16 protein-coding genes are annotated in these 19205 nt (G+C 68.4%); 11 read left to right on the top strand and 5 right to left on the bottom strand.

All coding sequences use genetic code 11. From position 1 onward, the window contains the following. Positions 1-128: 128 nt before the first annotated feature. Positions 129-1268, top strand: a complete 1140-nt coding sequence (locus FFS15_RS09590) for a Fic family protein (protein ID WP_137844799.1) — start codon at positions 129-131, stop codon at positions 1266-1268. A 170-nt stretch (positions 1269-1438) separates the two neighbouring features. Further along, on the top strand, positions 1439-1762 hold the full coding sequence (locus tag FFS15_RS09585) for an H-type lectin domain-containing protein (RefSeq protein ID WP_137844798.1): 324 nt from the start codon (positions 1439-1441) through the stop codon (positions 1760-1762). A 3-nt stretch (positions 1763-1765) separates the two neighbouring features. On the opposite strand, the gene FFS15_RS09580 is transcribed toward FFS15_RS09585, so the two are convergent. Genes FFS15_RS09580 through FFS15_RS09565 form a run of 4 tightly spaced genes read right to left on the bottom strand, consistent with a single transcriptional unit; the run spans position 1766 to position 7136 of the window. Then, complete coding sequence (locus tag FFS15_RS09580) at positions 1766-2692, bottom strand: carbohydrate ABC transporter permease (protein WP_137844797.1); 927 nt, start codon at positions 2690-2692, stop codon at positions 1766-1768. Beyond that, positions 2692-3630, bottom strand: a complete 939-nt coding sequence (locus tag FFS15_RS09575) for a sugar ABC transporter permease (protein WP_137844796.1) — start codon at positions 3628-3630, stop codon at positions 2692-2694. The genes FFS15_RS09580 and FFS15_RS09575 overlap by 1 nt, the downstream gene beginning before the upstream one ends. Position 3631: 1 nt before the next feature. Further along, positions 3632-4921 (bottom strand): ABC transporter substrate-binding protein, encoded by a 1290-nt coding sequence (locus FFS15_RS09570; RefSeq protein WP_137844795.1) that lies wholly within the window; start codon positions 4919-4921, stop codon positions 3632-3634. A 28-nt stretch (positions 4922-4949) separates the two neighbouring features. Then, positions 4950-7136 carry an alpha-galactosidase gene (locus FFS15_RS09565; RefSeq protein ID WP_137844794.1) on the bottom strand — a complete coding sequence of 729 codons (2187 nt, stop codon included), beginning with the start codon at positions 7134-7136 and terminating at the stop codon, positions 4950-4952. A gap of 117 nt (positions 7137-7253) precedes the next feature. Between FFS15_RS09565 and FFS15_RS09560 the strand changes: the two genes are divergently transcribed. The 4 genes from FFS15_RS09560 (at position 7254) to FFS15_RS09545 (ending at position 11292) form a co-directional block, all read left to right on the top strand. Next, on the top strand, positions 7254-8375 hold the full coding sequence (locus tag FFS15_RS09560; RefSeq protein ID WP_137844793.1) for an ROK family transcriptional regulator: 1122 nt from the start codon (positions 7254-7256) through the stop codon (positions 8373-8375). A 50-nt stretch (positions 8376-8425) separates the two neighbouring features. Beyond that, positions 8426-8956: a sigma-70 family RNA polymerase sigma factor gene (locus tag FFS15_RS09555; RefSeq protein ID WP_137844792.1), complete on the top strand. Its 531-nt coding sequence runs from the start codon at positions 8426-8428 to the stop codon at positions 8954-8956. Beyond that, positions 8953-10326, top strand: a complete 1374-nt coding sequence (locus tag FFS15_RS09550; RefSeq protein WP_137844791.1) for a PD40 domain-containing protein — start codon at positions 8953-8955, stop codon at positions 10324-10326. The genes FFS15_RS09555 and FFS15_RS09550 overlap by 4 nt, the downstream gene beginning before the upstream one ends. A gap of 72 nt (positions 10327-10398) precedes the next feature. Beyond that, positions 10399-11292, top strand: coding sequence for a formylglycine-generating enzyme family protein (locus tag FFS15_RS09545; RefSeq protein ID WP_137844825.1), 894 nt, complete (start codon positions 10399-10401; stop codon positions 11290-11292). 76 nt (positions 11293-11368) lie between these two features. Here FFS15_RS09545 and FFS15_RS09540 read toward each other — a convergent pair whose 3' ends face one another. Continuing rightward, positions 11369-12358 (bottom strand): LacI family DNA-binding transcriptional regulator, encoded by a 990-nt coding sequence (locus tag FFS15_RS09540; protein WP_249353906.1) that lies wholly within the window; start codon positions 12356-12358, stop codon positions 11369-11371. A gap of 81 nt (positions 12359-12439) precedes the next feature. On the opposite strand from FFS15_RS09540, the gene FFS15_RS09535 reads away from it, so the two are divergent. The 5 genes from FFS15_RS09535 (at position 12440) to FFS15_RS09515 (ending at position 19196) form a co-directional block, all read left to right on the top strand. Further along, a complete protein-coding gene (locus tag FFS15_RS09535; RefSeq protein ID WP_249353904.1) occupies positions 12440-13462 on the top strand; it encodes an alpha/beta hydrolase in 1023 nt (340 codons plus the stop codon). Continuing rightward, positions 13459-14451 (top strand): alpha/beta hydrolase fold domain-containing protein, encoded by a 993-nt coding sequence (locus FFS15_RS09530; RefSeq protein ID WP_137844789.1) that lies wholly within the window; start codon positions 13459-13461, stop codon positions 14449-14451. Before FFS15_RS09535 ends, FFS15_RS09530 begins: the two co-directional genes overlap by 4 nt. A gap of 22 nt (positions 14452-14473) precedes the next feature. Beyond that, positions 14474-15751 carry an MFS transporter gene (locus FFS15_RS09525; RefSeq protein WP_171013145.1) on the top strand — a complete coding sequence of 426 codons (1278 nt, stop codon included), beginning with the start codon at positions 14474-14476 and terminating at the stop codon, positions 15749-15751. A gap of 32 nt (positions 15752-15783) precedes the next feature. Beyond that, on the top strand, positions 15784-17394 hold the full coding sequence (locus tag FFS15_RS09520; protein ID WP_137844787.1) for an AMP-binding protein: 1611 nt from the start codon (positions 15784-15786) through the stop codon (positions 17392-17394). Positions 17395-17468: 74 nt separating this feature from the next. Continuing rightward, positions 17469-19196, top strand: coding sequence for an acyl-CoA dehydrogenase (locus FFS15_RS09515; protein ID WP_137844786.1), 1728 nt, complete (start codon positions 17469-17471; stop codon positions 19194-19196). Positions 19197-19205: the final 9 nt, after the last annotated feature.

Raw genomic sequence — 19205 nt, 5'->3', positions numbered from 1 at the left:
CGGCAATTTTCGCCGTAGGAATGCCGCAAATAATTCAGCGCTCATGACGCGCTGGAACACCTAGATTTCGCGAGTTCACGCTGCTAGCCTGCAAATAAGTCTTGACTATCAGGCAAGTAGGGTCACGAATGACAGACAAGTACGCGATTCCGCGAATCGACTTCGAGTCTGATCTCGTGGCGACGCTCTTCGCGATCGAACGCCTGCGGGCGGACATCGGCACCGGGACGACTCCGAGGGACACCTTCGTCGAGCTCCACAAACTGTTCGACATGGTGATGAGCGTCGTGTCCGCACGCATCGAGGGCAATCGCACGACGGTGTATGACGCGATCAGTCGTATCGATGTCCCTGCGTCGACCGGGCGGCCTGATGAGCATCTCAAGGAGATCACGAACATCGTCGAGGCCGTGCGTTTCCTCGACACGCTCGACCCGCGTCAGCCGCTCTCCCATGCGCTCATCCGTGAGCTGCACGACCGGACTGTGCGCGGCCTCACTCGGGAGGGCGATCCGACGCCGGGCGCCTACCGGGAGCGGGAGGTCGCGATCACGGACTCGTCGCACGTGCCGCCGTCGTGCGTGACCGTGCACGCCGAGATGACCGCGCTGCTGGACTTCTCGAACACCGAGCGGCCCATGCATGAGCAGATGCTCCAGATCGCCATCGCCCATCACCGATTCGTATGGATCCACCCGTTCGGCAACGGGAACGGGCGCGTATCCCGGCTGCTCACGTACGCGATGCTGCGGAGGACGATTTTCGCGCGCCGCGGCCACAGCGCACTGAATCCGACGGCGGTCTTCGGCAACGACCGCGACGGCTACATGGCGGCGCTCGAAGCCGCCGATGATCTCTCGGAAGCCGGAACGGTGCGATGGATCGAGTTCTTCACCACCGGGATCCGCGACGACCTCGCTCGGCTCATCAAGCTGCAGAATCACGACTATGTCATCGAGGAACTCGTCGGGCCCGCATTGGCTACCCTCGCGCGAGACGGCATCATCTCGTCCGATGACGAAGCGATCCTGCGCGCGACACTCGAGCGAGGCGTGGTGAAGGCCGGCGACCTCGGGGATGTCGTCCCGGGCGCGGCTGACCGACGGTCGCGTGTCATCCGCGGCCTGCTCGAGCGCGGACTCCTGCGCCAGGCGTCCGAGGGGCCGCGCTTCTATCGGCTCTCACTCGCTCACGGTCCACTCGCTCCGCGCCTCGTCCGACGGCTCGACCGACTCGGCTATCTCCCGAAGATGCTTTCCGACGACTGAGTCGCGCGCCGCGGCTCGACTGAGTCGGTTCCGGCACCCGCCGCAACGGCGGTCGTTGCTCTCGTCGTGCTGCGCAGACTCAGCATGGTGGTAGATATCCGGGCAAGGCGGTGCCAAGATCCGTCACAGATACGTCATGTGACGTTGTCGCGCCGAGGAGGGAGAGTCTCGTGATCAGGTCTGGAACCGTCAGTCTGCCGTACTACGACCCGATGACGGGGGTGATGGGGACGTGGGACCTCGGCGCGGGCACCGGGCTGCGCTCCTATGTGTCGCCCGATATCCCTCTCGCCACGTGGGGCGGCGCGCCGTTCAGCAGCCCGCCGAACGTCGTGCTGTCACTGGCCGGCATCGAGGCCACGGGAGGCAAAGTCCGTGTCTTCCTGACGCCGCAGAACGTTCAAGCCGAGGAGTTCAACATCCGCGTCGAGGTGTCAGACGACTGCACGCTGAGCTCGTTGCTGGTCACCTGGCTCGCGACGGATGCGGTCTAGCCGCTACTTGATCGACCCCCGCGTAACCCCGGAGATGACCCACCGCTGCGAGAAGATGTAGACGATCAGCAGCGGCGCCATCGCCATGAGGTACGACGCGAAGGCGACGGTGTAGTCGGTGTTGAACTGGCCCTGGAACACGTACTGCGCGAGCGGCAGCGTGCGCGAGCTCGGGTCGGTCAGAACCACGAGCGGCATGATGAAGTCGTTCCACGCCCACACGCACGTGAGGATGCCGACGGTGGCGTTCATCGGCATGAGGAGCGGGAAGATCACCGACCAGAACACGCGCCACGTCGATGCGCCGTCCATCCGCGCCGCTTCCTCGAGCTCGATCGGGATCGAGCGGATGTACGCGGTGTAGATGAAGATGTTCAGCGACAGCCCGTAGATCGTGTACAGGATGATCATGCCGGCCTGGTTGTCGAGCCCGAGGATCGCGGTCTGCTTCACGAGCGGGAGCATGATGATCGGGAACGGGATGAACAGGGCTGCCAGCAGATAGAAGAACACCCCCTTGAAGAACGGGCGGTGGATATTGCGCGCGAGTGCGTAGGCGACCACCGAGCTGGTCAGCAGTGTGAACACCACCGATCCGACCGTGATGATCGCGGTGTTCGCCAGCGCCTGCGGGAAGCTCGTGCGCTCCCACGCCTCGGCGAAGTTCTCCCAGCGAATCGGGTTCGGCAGTTCGAAGCCCGTGCCCTGCGTGAGCTGTTCCGGCGTCTTCAGGGCGACGACCACCGCGAGGTAGAGCGGGATGAGGACGGTCAGCGAGCAGACCGCGATGAGGGCGGTCGCCCACCAGTTGGTCTTGCGGGTGTCGTCGTCCGGCTCCCCGCGTCGGCGTCGCGGTTTGACCGCGACCGGTCCGTACGCTGCGTCAAGCTCGTTCTCGGCCTGCGGGGCGATGTTGGTTGCGGTGGTCATCAGAAATCGGCCTCTCTGCGCTGAAGGACCCGGAATTGGAAGAGCGAGACGATCGTGATCACGATGAAGAAGATCACGGCGTTGGCGGTCTGGTAGGCGAACTCTCCGCCGGAGAATCCGCCGCGGAAGATGAGCAGCGTGACCGATTCGGTCGACGTGCCCGGGCCCCCGTTGGTGAGGGCGACGATGGGGTCGAACACCTGCAGGAAGCCCTTGAGGCTCAGCACCACGTTGATCGTGAAGAACGCGCCGATGAGCGGGAAGGTGATGGAGCGGAACTGCCGCCATGGGCTCGCGCCGTCGATCGACGCGGCTTCATAGAGCTCTGCGGGGATGGTCTGCAGCCCCGACAGGTAGATGATGATCGCGAAGGCGCATGCCTGCCACACCGCCAGGGCGACGATCGCCGTCCAGGCCCAGGTCTCGTTGGTGAGGATGTTGTCTGCGAAGAGCGGGATGCCCGACAGGATCTTCGGCAGCGAGTTCGAGAAGAAGAACTGGAACACGTAGCCGATGACGAGGATCGCCAGGATGTACGGGACGAAGTAGACCCCGCGCCAGAAGTTCCGCGCCTTGATCTTCGCGTTGAGTCCGAGGGCGATCGCGAGCGAGATGGCGTTCGTCAGAATCGTCGCGACGATCGCGAACAGGAACGAGAAGCCGTACGCCTGCAGCACCCTGCTGTCTTTGAACAGATTGAAGTAGTTCGACAGCCCGATGAAGTTCCAGTCGCCGTAGCCGGCGTAGTTGGTGAAGCTGAAGAAGATGCCGATCAGCACCGGCAGGGTGTGGAACGCGGCGAACGCGATGACCGCCGGCCACACCATCCAGTAGAACGCGGGTGCCGCCCGCTTCGTGTCGCTCCGCGTCCGGGCGGCGCGCTTCCTCGCGGCGCCGCCCGTCGACGAGGCGCGCACGGCCTCGGTCATGGTCGTCATGTCAGTCTCCTGTCACGGGGATCGTGCGGGCGGCCACCTTGGCCCACTCGCTGTCGAGGGTGGCGAGCGCCGCCTGCGCGTCGCCGCTGAAGAGGAACTGCTGATCGATCGCTGCGAGCGGGATGCTCGGCGGGATCTGGTGGTCGATGAAGCCGGTGATCATTCCGGAGTCGAAGTACGGCTTCACCGACTGCAGTGACGGGTCGTCGCTGATCTCGGCTCCCTCGACCGAGGGCACCATGTTCTGCGAGGCCGCGAAGTCTTCGATGACGCCGACCTCGAACAGGTAGTCGATGAAGCGCAGCGCCTCTTCCCGGTGCGGCGTGTTCTTGCCCATCGTCACGACGACGTCCACGCCCGACACGAGCAGCCGATCGTCGGGGTCGTCGACCGCGGGGTACGGGAAGATCGCGGCCTGGATGTCGGGGTTGGTGGCCTTGACGGGGTTGATGGCCCAGATGCCCTGGAGGAGCATCGCGACCTCGCCGTTCGCGAAGGCTGCGTTGCCGTCGTCGTAGGTGCGCCCCCGATACCCCTCCTGCATGTATGAGAAGAGCTCGTACTGCTGGTCCATCGCCTCGGCGAAGTCCTTCTGGAACGACACCTCCGAGTCGGGGCCGACGTTCTCGCCCTCCTCCCTCATCCGGTCGAAGAAGTCGCCCTGCGCGGGATACGCGCCGAGCGCGTTGAACGACGGCAGGCCCGTCCACGAGTCGGCGAGCGTGCCGTAGAACGGGGTGATCCCGGCATCCTGCAGCGCATCGCACACAGCGATGAACTCGTCCCACGTCGCGGGGACCTCGAGCCCTTGCTCCTCGAAGATCTCCTGGTTGTAGATCACGCCGTTGGCGTTGTTGACGTAGCCGAGGCCGTTGACCTCGCCCTCCTTGTTGCCGAGCTGCGCGAGGATCTCCTGAACCGCGGGATTGATCGTCTGCAGCACGGGCTCGTCGGAGAAGTCGTAGAACACTCCCGACTGGGCGAGCTTGCCGAACCCGCCGTTCGCGTTCAGGGTGATGACGTCGGGCGCCTTGTCTTTGACCAGGAGCGTTCGGATGATCGTGTCGGCATCGGCGACCTGGTTCTGCACGACGTCGATATCGGGATTGTCGGCCTCGAAGTCGGCGATGATCTCGTTGAAGTCCTCGAGCGCTTCGCCCTTGAACTGGAAGAAGTTCAGGGTCGTGACGCCGGACTGTGCGCCCGAGGCGCAGCCGCCGAGCGCTCCGATCATCACGGCTGCCGCCAGCGCGGCCAGGCCTCGCGTGCGTGTCCTGTTTCGGTATGACATCGGCGCCTCCTTGCGCTCAGCCGGGGGGTCAGTCCTCGGCTGTGAGTTCTACGACGGTGGACTGCTGCGGGTGTTGGACGGGGGGACGGATGCCGGTGGCGGCGAGCTGCCGGCCGGTGAGGACGATCGGATGCTGCGCCCACTCGAGCGGCGACTGGCCGGGGCTCCCTGCCTCAGCGCTCGGCGAGAGGATGCGCAGGCGGTAGCTGCGGGCGGGATCGAGGCCCGGCAGGCGGACGCGTCCCGCCGGGTAGGCGACGGTGGTCTCGACCTGCGTGATCGTGAAGACCGCGGAGCTGCTGTCGTGGGCGACCATGCCGCGCACATCGATGCCGGGGTCGACGCCGTCGACGTCGACCGTGCGCCCGGTGGCGACGAGCGGGCGCAGCCGCTTGGCGAGGGTGATCCACGCCGCGATCTGCTCGCGGGTGGCATCGTCGACGGTCGTGAGGTCCCACTCGACGCCGAAGTGGCCGAACAGCGCGACCGCCCCGCTGAATCCGAGCGCGACGGTGCGATCCGTCGAGTGCACGACAGGGCTCGTCAGGTGCATGCCCATGAGCTCGGGGGGAACGACGAGGGCCGTGTAGCGCTGGTTGGTGAGCCTCTCGATCGGGTCGAGGCAGTCGCTCGTCCAGATGCGGTCGGTGCGATCGAGGATGCCGAGGTCGACACGGGCACCGCCCGAGGCGCAGCTCTCGATCTCGAGCCCCGGTCGAGCGGACTTGAGCTCGTCGAGAAGCCGGTACACCGCGAGCGTCTGCTCGCGAACCCGGGCCTGGCCCCCCGGGCCGGTGCCGGCATCCACGAGGTCGCGGTTGTGATCCCACTTGAGGTACGCGATCGGGTACTCGTCCAGCAGCGCGCGCAGTCGCGCGGCGACATACGCATAGGCCTCGGGGTGCGCGAGATCGAGCACCTGCTGCTGGCGGGCCGCCGGCGGCAGCGACATGCGGCCGCGGAGGATCCAGTCCGGATGCGCGCGGGCGAGTTCGCTGTCGGGGTTCACCATCTCGGGCTCGACCCACAGCCCGAACTCCATCCCGCGCGCGGTCACGTGATCGATCAGGGGGTGCAGGCCGTCGGGCCACACGGTCTCGTCCACGAACCAGTCGCCGAGGCCCGCGGTGTCGTCACGGCGGCCGGTGAACCATCCGTCGTCGAGCACGAAGCGCTCGACGCCGACTTCCGCAGCAGCATCCGCCAAGGCCGTCAGCTTTTCGAGGATGTGGTCGAAATAGACCGCCTCCCACGTATTGAGAGTGACCGGCCGTGCGCGATTCGGGTGCTGCGGGCGCCGTCGCAGTTCGTCGTGGAAGCGGTGCGAGAGTTCGGAGAGTCCGTCGCCCCACGACCCGATGACCCACGGCGTCTGCGCCGACTCACCCGGATCTAGGATCACTTCACCGGGGCCGAGGAGTTCGCCGCCTGCGAGGAACGCCTCGCCCGTGGTCACGCGTTCGGCGAGCACACGGTGGTTGCCGCTCCAGGCGACGTGGATGCCGTGCACCCGGCCCGCCTCGAAGCCGAAGCCGCGCCGGCCGGCCGCCAGAAGGAGCGTGGCATCCGCGCCCGGTCGGCCGCGGCGGCTCTCGCGCAGGTGCGTGCCATAGGTGAATTCGTGGCGCTGCGGGCTCCGCTCGCGCAGGTGCCGGCCGGTGGTGTCGAGCAGCTCGGTCGCGTCCCACGGAACGGGGAAGGCGAGGAGCATCGACTGCACCGTGTACGCGGTGTCGGCGGTGTTGCGCACCGTCATGCGCTGGTGGAAGAGGCCGGTCGGCCCGATCCGCACTTCGAGCTGTGCCGCGAGGCGCGCCTCGGCGTCGACGAGCGAGAGCAGGGCGCGGTGGTCGTTCGCCTGGATGCCGGCGACCTCGAACTGTGCGCTGAATCCGCTGCCGGCGCGGTGGCCTTCCAGGCCCGGAGTGTTCAGCCACCCGGCCGCCGGCGTCGAGACGAGCGTGAGCCGCGGGGTGCCGTCGAGGCCGCCCGAGACCCGCTGCGGGCGGGCGGCGATGGCGAGCGAGGCGAGCGACTCGGCCGAGGCGCCGTCGAGTGCTTCGCCCCAATGCACGATCGCGGGAGTGCGCTCGGAGTCGAGGTCGACGACCACGCTCGTGCCTCCGCGACGGAGGTGCAGCACGCGGACCGGTGCTGCGGAGGAATCGATGCCTGGCTGCGCTTCCACCTCGAGCGCACCTTCGCGGGATGTCATGTCTTAGTTCTACCACGGAACTAATTAGGACGGCAAGGAGTTTCTGGGAAGTCAATCTTGCAGCTGTGGGCCCTCCTTCATGCCATGATGAAATCAATCGGGGAGCGGAGGACGACGGTGTTGACCGACAGCGAGGCCGCGCTGGCGCGTGCCGTGCTCATCCACGGGCCGATCTCTCGGAGCGCGCTCACCCGTCGGCTGGGACTCTCGCCGGCGAGCCTCACCCGGCTCGCGAAGCCGTTCCTCGATCGAGGCTTCCTCGTAGAACTCGACGACCTCGTCGACGGCTCGGTGGGAAGGCCCACCCGACCCCTCGACGTCGCCCCCGATTCCGGCCGCTTCGTCGGGATCAAGCTCACCGGCGACCGGCTCTACGCCGTCGCCACCGACATCCGCGCCGCCGTCTCGGCGACCTCCGAGCGGGAGCTCACCGACCGTGACGTGTCATCGGTGACTGACGCGGTCGCCGCCGCGGTGAAGGATCTCGGCGTCGTCGACCTGTCCGGCATCGGGATCGGCATCGGCGGCAGTGTGCGCGGCGGCATCGTGGAACGGGCGGCCTTCCTCGGGTGGCGCGACGTCGACCTCGCTGCGGAAGTCTCTCGGCGACTCGATGCCGTCGTCACGGTCGAGAACGACCTCGTCGCGCTCGCCGAGGCGGAGCGATGGTTCGGCGTCGGTCGTGGACTTCCGGGCTTCTCGGTCATCACGATCGGTGCCGGCGTCGGCTATGCGCTCGTCGTCCACGGCGAAGTCGTGCGCTCGCGTGAGGCCGGCCTCGGCCTCGGCGGGCACATCCCCCTCGCCGCCAACGGGCCGGTGTGCCACGCCGGCCATCGCGGGTGCGCCGAGGCCATGCTCACGTCGGGTTCGATCGCGGCGCAGATCTCGGCGGCGCTGCAGCGACCCGTGGACTACGGGGATGCGCTCGCGCTGGCTCGGGCGGGCGATCCCGCTGCGCTGGCGGTGACGGATGCCGCGGCCGACGCGCTCGGGCGCTTCGTCGCGCTCGCGGCCAACCTCACCCTTCAGCCCTCGGTGGTGCTCGCCGGCGACGGGATCGAGCTGTACGACGTCGCCGAGGACCGGATCCTCGCCGCCGCGGAGGCGGATCGCGACCCGCTCGCGGATCCTCTCGACATCCACGTCGACCACGCCGGATTCTCGGCGTGGGCGCGCGGTGCGGCGGCCGTGGCGATCCAGGCCGCCATCGAGCGGCTCGTCATCGCCCGGGCCTGATTGCTCGCACCCACCGCGAACCTTCTTCGGGTTCGCGGACACTTCAAGGTATGGACGATGGTGACGAAGCGGACTGGGAGCGGCTGTGCGCCGGCGACCCGGCCGGCTTGGGCGCGCTGTTCGATCGGCACGAGGCGCGGCTCTTCCGGCATGCATGCCGGCTGCTCACCGCGCGTGAGGATGCGAAGGATGCCGTCGCCATCGCCTTCTTCGAACTGTGGCGCAAGCGCGCCACCGTTCGACTTGTGGACGGATCGCCCCTGCCATGGCTCGTGAACACCGTGTCCTATGCGGCACGCAATCTCGAGCGCTCGAGCCGTCGCTATCGCACGCTGATCGCGCGCGCTCCGCGACCGGAACCGGCCGGCGAGCTGTTGGGGCGCGATGAGAGCGGTGTGCTCGCAGCGTTGAAACGGCTGCCGGCACGCGAGCAGAGCGTGGTCGTGCTCACGATTCTCGAGGGCTACCCCCTTCACGAGACGGCACAGACCCTCGGCATCCCGGTGGGAACGGTGAAGTCCCGCCTTTCTCGCGCGCGAGCCAAGCTCCGTGACGAGATGACGACGTTGGAGGCATCATGAGCATCGACGACGGCGGGCTCTCGGCCCGTGAGCATGACGAGATGCGTGACATTCTCATCTCCGGATCTCAGCGCATTCGTCCGGCCGGCTCCTACCGTGCCCAGTTCGTCGCCGTCGGCGTGGTGCTCGTCGTGGTCGGAGCCGTCGCCGGCGGCCTCGTCAGCACGACCCTCCTGGGCGAACGCCAGGTCGGCCCGGTTTCCACACCCGACCCGGTCCCGACCATCGAGTCGAACCCGGCGCCGATGACGGGCCAGGGCACGATCGCGTATGCCACGTACGGGCTGGAGGAGGAGATCTACTTCTTCTCGGCAGGATCCGATCCGCGCATCGTCCTCGAGTCCGATGACGTGACCCGCGGACAGGTGTGCCCCGCGTTCTCCCCCGACGGCACACGACTCGCCTCGGGTCAGGGTGGATATGGCCAGCAATTGCCGAAGGACGGCGCTCTGGTGATCAGCGATCTCACGGCCGAGGGTGACATCGCAGCTTCCGAGGTGATCCCTCTCGACGGGCTGCGTCAGCAGCCGTGCCCGATCTGGTCACCAGACGGCCAGTGGTTGGCGTTCGGAGTCGGGTACACCAACAGCCCGCACACCTGGGCGTATGGGGCGGCTCCGGAGGTCTGGCTCTACGGCATCGAGACGGGCGCGGTTCGTCGTCTCGAGGGGCTGACGGCGACCGACCTCGAATGGGCGGCCGACAGCTCGCAGCTGTACATCGCCGCCGCGGACGGCCTCGAGATCTACTCGATCGCCGACGACGCGTCTCGCCTCCTCGACGAGACCCGGGGCGCGGTTGCCCTGAGCGCGTCGCCGGACGGCGCCACGCTCGCCGTTGAGCTGCGGCGAGATGGCCCCGTGGGCCTCACCGATCACTTCGAACTGCTGCTGATGCGTCCCGACGGCGCCGACCCCCGCGTCCTCGTCGACGACTACGCACACAATCTCGGGATCGGTCCGGTGTGGTCACCGGACGGGAACCGGATCGTATTCCAGGGCGGCGAAGGAGCCCCACTCGTGATGCGCGGGGGCGAGACGTTCACCGACGGTGAGAAGGACGAAGTCGTCATCGTGGTCGTCGGCGACGACGACCCGCTCGGACCGCTCGGAACGCAGACGGTGCTCGCTCCCATCCAGACCGGCGAGGGCGGAGACCCCCGGAACTGGCTCCCGGCCACGGTCAGCTGGGCGCCCGACAGTGCCGCCCTGCGCGTCTTCGGCTGGGAGCTGCTGGCAGGCGGTGGCGCGGCCAGCTCGGCACTGCTCACCGTGCCCGTCGATGGCACGGCTCCCACCCTCGTGTGGGAGGGTCCCGCCCGCGGCCCGGCCATGAGCGTTCCGCTGAACGACTTCCAGAGCTGGCGCTGAGCGCGCTGAGCGGAGACGAGTCGCGGTACCGCGCCTGGCTAGGGTGTGGGTGTGACTGTCGACGCCGAGGAAATGGTCCTGATCGAGGGTGGCTCGTTCCGCATGGGATCCGACGAGTTCTATCCCGACGAGCGTCCGGTCCACGAGCGGCGCGTCGAGGCATTCCGGATCGCGCGCCATGAGGTGACGAACGAGATGTTCGCCGATTTCGTCGGTGCGACGGGGTATGTGACGGTCGCGGAGCGCGAGTTGGATGCCGCGGCCTTCCCCGGCGCGGATCCGGCCGATCTGGTTCCCGGGTCGATGGTCTTCACCCCGACGCGCGGCCCGGTCGACCTCGGCGACTGGCGAGCGTGGTGGCGTTGGACGCCGGGTGCGAACTGGCGGCACCCGTTCGGTCGGTCATCGTCGATCGACGATCGACTGCAGCATCCGGTCGTCCATGTCGCGTTCGAGGATGCGTCGACGTATGCCGCGTGGGCCGGCCTTCGCCTGCCGACCGAAGCGGAGCACGAGTACGCCGCGCGCGGCGGACTCGACGGCGCCCGCTTCGCCTGGGGGGCGGAGGCTCATCCCGAGGGGATCGCGCAGGCCAACTCGTGGCTGGGCCGGTTCCCCTACGACAACCGCGGCGTAGGCGGAACGGCGCCCGTCGGCTCATACCCGCCCAACGGCTACGGACTTCACGACATGACAGGGAACGTCTGGGAGTGGACGAGCGACTACTACACGCCGCGGCACATCCGGCTCTCGGATCGCCCGGTCGATCCCGAGGCGCGGCAGAACCTGCTGGCCCGTGCGAGCGCGGACGAAATCTTCCCGGCGACAGCGCGTCGCGTGCTGAAGGGCGGATCGTTCCTCTGCTCTCCGGAGTACTGTCTTCGGTTCCGGCCGGCGGCACGCTCGCCGCAGGCGGAGGACACCGGGATGTCGCACATCGGTTTCCGCTGCGCGCGCGATGCGTGAGCGGGTCAGCCGGCGTCGGGGAACACCTCGGCACCTTTGTCATAGGGGATGTCGCCCCGTCCGGCGATATCGGGCGCTACGTGCTCGATCGCACCACCAGCGACGGCATCAGGTCGACGCGGCGCACCGGACCGTTGTCGCCGGCGGCGATCGCGATCAGCAGGTCGAGCGCGACCCGGCCCGACTCCTCGAACGGCTGGCGAACCGTGGTGAGCCCGAGTCCATCCGCGAGGGGTCCATCGTCGAAGCCCACGATCGCGACGTCGTCCGGCACCGACAGCCCGCTTGCGGCGAGGCCTCGCCACGCGCGCGAGGCGAGGTCGTCATGGTTCGCCATGACCGCGGTCGGGGCTTCGGAGCCGGATAGCGCCGACAGCAGCGCGTCCGTGGGATCGGCATCCAGGGGGCACGTGACCCGCTCGATCTCGACGAACTCCGACAGACCCCTCATGCGCAGCATTCCCGCCGAGATGTAGTCCTGCGAGAGCTGCGGTTCGCCGAGGTAGATCACACGCCGGTGGCCGCGTGCGCTCAGGTGCTCGCCGGCGAGCCGCCCGCCGGCCTCGTCGTCGACCAGTACGACCGGGGCGTCATCGCCGACGGTGCGCGCGCGGCGGACATCGATGAGGACCAGGGGGAGCGCCGCCTCGCGACTCGCTCGCATCGCGGCGCTGCCGAGCGGAACGCCCATGACGATCAGTCCTTCGATACCCCGGCGCGCGGGGAGCGCGTCGAGAAGCGGTGCGGCGGCGCTGGCGGCGGAGTCCAGGTCGTGGGCGGTGAGCTCGATCGCGGTCTCGCGCGCCCGCACGAGCATGCCCGCGAAGCGCCGGAAGTAGGTCGCGTAAGTACTGAAGGGCGCAGCCACGGCAACGCGAGTGCCGACGGCGGCGCGCCCGGGCGCCGTTCCGATGCGGTAGCCCAGCGCTCCGGCGGCGGCGACCACCTTGGCTCGCGTCTGCGCGCTGACGCGGTGCGGCGCGTTGATCGCGAGGGAGACGGTGGAGATGCTGACGCCCGCGCGCTCGGCGACGGTGTAGATCGTCACCTTCCGCGCGATGCCCACGGCCGCTCCTTGAAAAAAGTTCTTCATCGAAGTGCTTCGATGCCCTCACAATGATCCCGAGACCAAAGGAGGTCGTCAAGCATGAGTTTCAAGAAGGCGCGGGTCGACGCATTCGTCACCGCCGTTGAGAAGCGGCTCGCTCCGCTCCAGGAGCCGCAGGGCAAGACCGCGCAGGAGCGACGCCGCAAGGCCGAGGCCTTCGACGTCGTGATGACGACGGAGCTCGGCATCACGCCGATCCCCGCCGCGACCGAAGAGCACACGATTCCGGTGCCGGGGCACCCCGATGCGCGTCTGCGCGTCTACTGGCCGACCGAGGAGCGACCCGATCCGGTGACGGCGGCCGGCCTTCCGATCCTCGTCTACTTCTTCGGCGGCGGCTTCGAGATCGCCGGCATCGACTGGGTCTGGTGGGATGCGACGTTCCGGGAGCGGGCTCGCGACGCGGGGATCATCCTCGTCGCGGGTGAGTACTCGCACGCTCCTGAGGTGACCTACCCGGCGCAGCCTGAGCAGTGCTGGGCGGTGTTCGAGTGGGCGGCGACCCACGCCCGCGAAATCGGCGGCGACCCGGAGCGTCTGGCCGTCGGCGGCGGCTCCGCGGGTGGAAACCTCGCCGCGGCGACCGCGCTGATGAACCTCGATCGGTCCAACCGGCCGGTGCGACTGCAAGTGCTCGAGATGCCACTGCTCGACATGACCGCCGGACACCTCGACCTCGACGCCCAGGCCTCCCTGGTTCCGAAGGCCCTGTTCCGGCGCCTCGCGCAGATGATCGTCGGCCAGTACCTCGGGCCCGGCAAGGCGGTCAGGCGCGAACCGTACGCCTCGCCGCTGCTCGCACCGTCGCTGCGCGGAATGCCGCCCGCGGTCATCTACACCGCCGAACTCGATGCCCTGCGCGGTGACGGCGAGGCCTACGCTCGCGCGCTGAGCGAGGCGGGCGTGCCCGTCACCTGCCTCCGCCTGATCGGACAGAACCACGGCTCCGGCAGCTACCGCGGCCATGTGCCTGCGGCGGACCACCTCCACCGCGACCTCGTGGCGACGCTCCGCACACTCCACGACGAACCCGTCGCCTACCCGGAGGTCGCAGCTCGATGACCGTTCTCACAGACCTCGATCTCGACCCGGGGATCCACAGCTGGATCGCCCGCCTCGAGCAGCTCGCGCCCGCCATCCCCGGCATCGCCGACCCAGACCCGGCCGTGCAGCGGATCGCGGCGCGCGAGCTCTCCGACCGGCTCGCCGTCGACTTCACGCTGCCGATCCCCGACGGCATCGAGATCGACGACATGGAGATCGCCGGTCCGGGTGGTTCGCTGCGGATGCGGCGCTACCGGCCGAGGGCCGCCGACGGACTCGTGCCCTCGCAGCTCTGGCTGCACGGCGGCGGTTTCTACGCGGGGACGATCGACGAGGTCCTCAACGACAGGCTGTGCGCACGGCGTGCGCTCGACAGCGGTGTGCAGGTGTTCTCGCTCGAGTATCGCCTGGCCCCCGAGCATCCGTATCCGGCTCCGGTGCTCGATGCGGTGGCCGCCCTCGAGGCCTTGATCGACGAGGCCGAGCGGTTCGGCGTTGACCCCGAGCGCCTCGGGATCGGCGGCAACTCTGCCGGAGCCGCGATCGCAGCCAGCACGGCGCTTCGCCTGCGGGATGCCGAAGGCCCGAGCCTCTGCCATGTCGACCTCGAGGTGCCACCGCTCGCCATGCGGCGGGTGGGGGAGTCCGCCGTGGACTACGCGATCGGATTCGGGCTCGATCAGCTCGAGCAGATCGTGGCGCTTTACACCGGCCCCGCTGGCCCCGCCGATGCGAACATCTCGCCGCTCGACGTGGTCGATCTCGGGGGGCTGCCGTCGACGCTCATCATGGCGGCCGAGCATGATCCGCTGCGCGACTCGGGCGTGCAGTACGCCGAGCGCCTGCGGCACGCGGGCGTGCCGGTCGAGCTTTACATCGGCGCCGGGCACCTCCACGGCACGCCCGGGCTCACCGCGAGCTTCGACGGCGCGCGCGAATGGCAGGAGCTGCATGCGGGCCATCTCGCCCGCGCATACGACACCCGAACCGCCCGGCTCGCCGGCTGAACCCCGACCCCAGGAGACGATGATGTCCCAGACCACCCTTGACCCGATCGGGGCCGTCGGCCCCGATGTCATCCCCGGCTCGCCGCAGCCGCGCGGGTTCCTCTTCGCCTTCGTCGCCGCGTGGTTCGGGCTGAGCCTCGTGGTCAGCACCCTCGCCGGCGCCTCGATTCCCAAGGTGTTCGCCTTCGTCGACGACGACTCGAAGGCGATGAACTTCTCGATCGTCGCGGCCGTCGGCGGAGTCGTCGTGATGGTCATCACGCCCCTGTTCGGGCGCCTCAGCGATCGCACCATGTCGAGACTCGGCAAGCGCCGCCCGTGGATCCTCGGCGGAGCGCTGGCCGGCATGGCGGGCGTCGTGGTGCTCGCGTTCTCGACGGAACTCTGGCTGGTCATCGTCGGCTGGGCGATCGTGCAGACCGGGTACGGCGCGACGAACGCGGCCGTGCATGCCCTGCTCGCCGACCAGGTCCGCAAGGGCATCCGGGCGCGGGTCTCCGCAGCGGCGAGCGCTGCGAGCGCTGTGGCGCTCATCGCCGGGTCGCTGATCGTCGCGGCGCTGCCCAACGATGCCCAATGGACGTGGTTCATCGTTCCGGGCGTCATCGGGACGCTGTTCAGCGCCCTTCTCTACTTCCGCCTGCACGACATCGTCCGCACCGACCGCCCCGCACCGTGGCGGTGGGCGGACGTGCTGTCGACCTACTGGCTGAACCCGGTGAAGTACCGCGACTTCTTCTGGGCGTGGGCGTGCCGGCTGCTCGTGACCATGTCGATCGTCACCGTCTCGATCTATCTGCTCTTCTTCATCATCGACCGTCTCGGCGTGCCGAAGGAGGACGCGTCGGGTGTCTACGCCGCAGTCCTCATCGCGTTCACGCTCATGAGCATCGTGACCACCATCGTCTTCGGCTGGATCTCCGACCGCACCGGGCGCCGCAAGGCGATCGTGTGGATCTCGGCGCTGCTGTCGGCCGGTGGACTCACGATCGCAGCGGTCGCACCGGACCTCACGGTCTTCCTGATCGCGATGGCTCTCGTCGGTGCCGCTCAGGGGGCGTTCGTCTCGGTCGACATCGCGATGATGACCGAGGTGCTGCCGACGTTCGACGAGGCCGGAAAGGACCTCGGCATCGTCTCGCTGTCGTACCAGCTGCCGCAGGTGCTGGTGCCAGTGATCGCGATCCCGCTGCTCGCGATCGGCGGAAGCGGGGAGAACTACTCCGCGCTGTTCATCGCGGCCATCGTCTTCGGTGTTCTCGGCGCACTGTCGGTGCTGCCGATCAAGAGCGTCACGTAATCTTCTCGACCATCAGATCAAAGGAGATCGCCGTGTTCCGAAGCCCCTTCCCCGACGTCGACATCCCGGCGCTGAGCGTCTACGACTACCTGTTCGGCAGCCTGTCTGACGACGACCTGCAGCGCATCGCGCTCATCGACCCGGCATCCGGCACCGAAACGACCTACGGAGCCCTGCGGGCGCAGATCGATGCGTTCGCGGGGGCGCTCGCCGCCCGTGGCGTCGGACCGGGCGGTGCGGACGCACGGCCCACCGTGATCGGACTGCTGTGTCCCAACATCCCCGCGTTCGCGACCGTGTTCCACGGTGCGCTTCGGGCAGGGGCGACGGTCACAACCCTCAACTCGCTCTACACAGCGGGTGAGATCGAGAAGCAGCTTCGAGACGCCGGAGCCACGTGGCTCGCTACGGTGAGTCTGCTGCTGCCTCAGGCCTCGGCCGCGGCCGAGGCCCTCGGCATCCCGCATGGGCGTGTGATCGTGCTCGACGGCGCCCCCGGCCACCCGAGCCTCGGCGAGCTGCTCGCCGAGCGGGCGCCTGCCCCCGACGTCTCCTTCGATCCGGCCGTGCACGTCGCCGTGCTGCCCTATTCGTCGGGAACCACCGGAATCCCCAAGGGCGTCATGCTCTCGCACCGCAACCTCGTCGCGAACGTCCAGCAGTGCCGCGCCAACATCGATCTGCGCAGCACCGATCGCGTGCTGGCCGTGCTGCCGTTCTTCCACATCTACGGCATGACGGTGCTGCTCAACCTCGCGCTGCGCCAGCGGGCGAGCCTCGTGACGATGCCCCGGTTCGATCTGGTCGACTTCCTGACGAACATCCAGACCCATCAGTGCACGTACCTGTACATCGCGCCGCCGATAGCGGTTGCGCTGGCGAAGCATCCGATCGTCGACGACTTCGACATCTCGAGCGTCCACACGGTCTTCTCCGGGGCGGCGCCACTCGACGGCGAGACGGCCGAGCTCGCGGGGCGCCGGATCAACGCCCGCATGCTGCAGGGCTACGGCATGACCGAGCTGAGCCCCGTCTCTCACGCGGTGCCCCATGACCGCGACGACATGCCCGCGAGCTCGGTGGGAGCGATGCTGCCGAACCAGCTCTGCAAGCTCGTCGACACCGAGACGGGAGAGGAGATCACCGAGCTGGATGCCGAGGGCCGCACGCGTCCGGGCGAGATCTGGGTCTCGGGCCCCAACGTCATGCTCGGGTATCTCGACAAGCCCGACGCCACCGCCGAGACCCTCGACGAAGACGGGTTCCTCCACACCGGCGACGTCGGGGTGTATCACGCGGGCGGCTACTTCACGATCGTCGATCGGGTGAAGGAGCTCATCAAGTACAAGGGATACCAGATCGCGCCCGCAGAGCTCGAGGCGCTCCTGCTCGGCCACCCGAAGGTGATGGATGCCGCGGTCATCGGCGTGCTCGATGAGGATCGCCAGGAGATTCCGAAGGCGTTCGTCGTGGCTTCCCCGGGCTCCGGCCTCACGGCCGAGGAGGTCATCGCGTTCGTCGCAGCGAGCGTCGCCCCGCACAAGAAGGTGCGTCGCGTCGAGTTCATCGACGTCATCCCCAAGTCGGCGGCCGGCAAGATCCTGCGCAAGGATCTCCGCGCCCGCGAGACAGCAGACGTGTAGAGACACCGGGCTTGAGACTCAGTACCGCGTATACTGATCCTCAGTTCCAATCGCTGAGCACCAAGGAGTCCGTCATGGCCGACGCATCCTCGTACACGCCGCCCGTCGACGACTACGCGTTCCTCTTCGCGGACGCGTTCGGCGTCGACCTGGTCGCCCGGGCGACCAGCGGAGAGCTGACCGCCGAGGACGCGACCGACATCATCGCCGGGGCGGGTGAGTTCGCGGCATCCGTCATCGCCCCCCTCGAGGCGCTGGGCGACCGCGTGGGTGCGCGCCTCGAAGACGGTCAGGTGCGCCTGCCGGCGGGGTTCGCCGAGGCATACCGCGCGTTCGTGGATGCCGGCTGGGTCACCGCCGAGGCGCCCGTCTCGGCCGGCGGCGACGGCCTGCCGGGCGCGGTGCGTGCGGGGCTCGGCGAGATCTGGAACGCGTCGAACGCCGCGTTCGCCCTCTGCTGGCTGCTGACGGCCGGCCAGATCCATGCGCTCGATGCCGCGGCATCCGATGAGATCCGCGAGACGTACCTCACCAAGCTCGTCTCGGGCGAGTGGACCGGCACGATGAACCTCACCGAGCCCGAGGCGGGCACCGATCTCGGTGCGATCCGATCGATGGCGACACCGCGTGACGACGGCAGCTGGGCGATCCGCGGCCAGAAGATCTTCATCACGTGGGGTGACCACGACATCGCCGAGAACATCGTGCACCTCGTGCTCGCGCGCACGCCGGGTGCTCCGGAGGGTGCGAAGGGTCTCTCGCTGTTCGTCGCCCCGAAGGTGCTCGTGAACGCAGACGGCTCGCTCGGTGGACAGAATGCCATCACGACGGTCGCGATCGAGCACAAGCTCGGAATCCACGGCAGCCCCACGTGCGTCCTCGCGTATGAAGACGCCACCGGCTACCTCGTGGGCGAGGTCGGCGGCGGACTCGCCGGCATGTTCGTCATGATGAACTCCGCCCGCGCCGGCATGGGCTTCCAGGCCACCGGCATCGCCGATCGCGCGTACCAGCACGCGGCGACGTACGCTGCGGGCCGCCTGCAGGGCGGCGTGCTGGATCGCCCCGCAGGCACCACGATCGCCGCGCACCCCGACGTGCGGCGCCTCCTGCTGTCGACCTCGAGCAAGATCTTCGCGATGCGCGCCCTCGGCGTGTATGTCGGCGACCTGCTCGATCGGGCGGATGCCGACCCTTCGCTCGCAAAGCTCGCGGAGTTCTTCGTCCCCATCCTCAAGGGCTGGACCACCGAGGATGCGATCGAGCTCACGAGCGACGCACTGCAGGTCTTCGGCGGCATGGGCTTCGTCGAAGAGACCGGCGCCGCGCAGCACTACCGCGATGTCCGCATCACCACGATCTACGAGGGCACGACCGCCATCCAGTCCAACGACCTCGTCGGTCGCAAGGTGCTCCGCGACGGCGGTGCGACGGTCACCGAGTTGCTCGGAATGATCGGCGGCACAGTCGAGGCGCTCCGCGCCTTCGATGACGCGGTCGCGGCGCGGACAGCCGACCGCCTCGAGCGGTCCGTCGAGGCCGCCCGCCGCGCGACCGCCGCGGTGCTCGGCTTCGACGGGTCACCGCGTGACGCGTATGCCGTGAGCGTTCCGTATCTCATGCTGCTCGGGACCCTCGCCGGCGGCTGGATGCACGCGCTCGCCGTGGTCGCGGTGCTCTCTCACGAGACGGCCGCCGCGGCGGATGCCGCGCGACTGACCGCTGCGGACTTCTACGGCGCGCACCACCTTCCGCGCGTTCACGCGCTCGCCGAGACGGTGGAGTCGGGCGAGATCGGCTGAATAGTCTGA

The organism is Microbacterium sp. 2FI (assembly GCF_005502885.1).
Taxonomy (GTDB): Bacteria; Actinomycetota; Actinomycetes; order Actinomycetales; family Microbacteriaceae; genus Microbacterium.
Note: the sequence above shows the minus strand (reverse complement) of the source record. Positions and strands in the feature narration are given on the sequence as shown.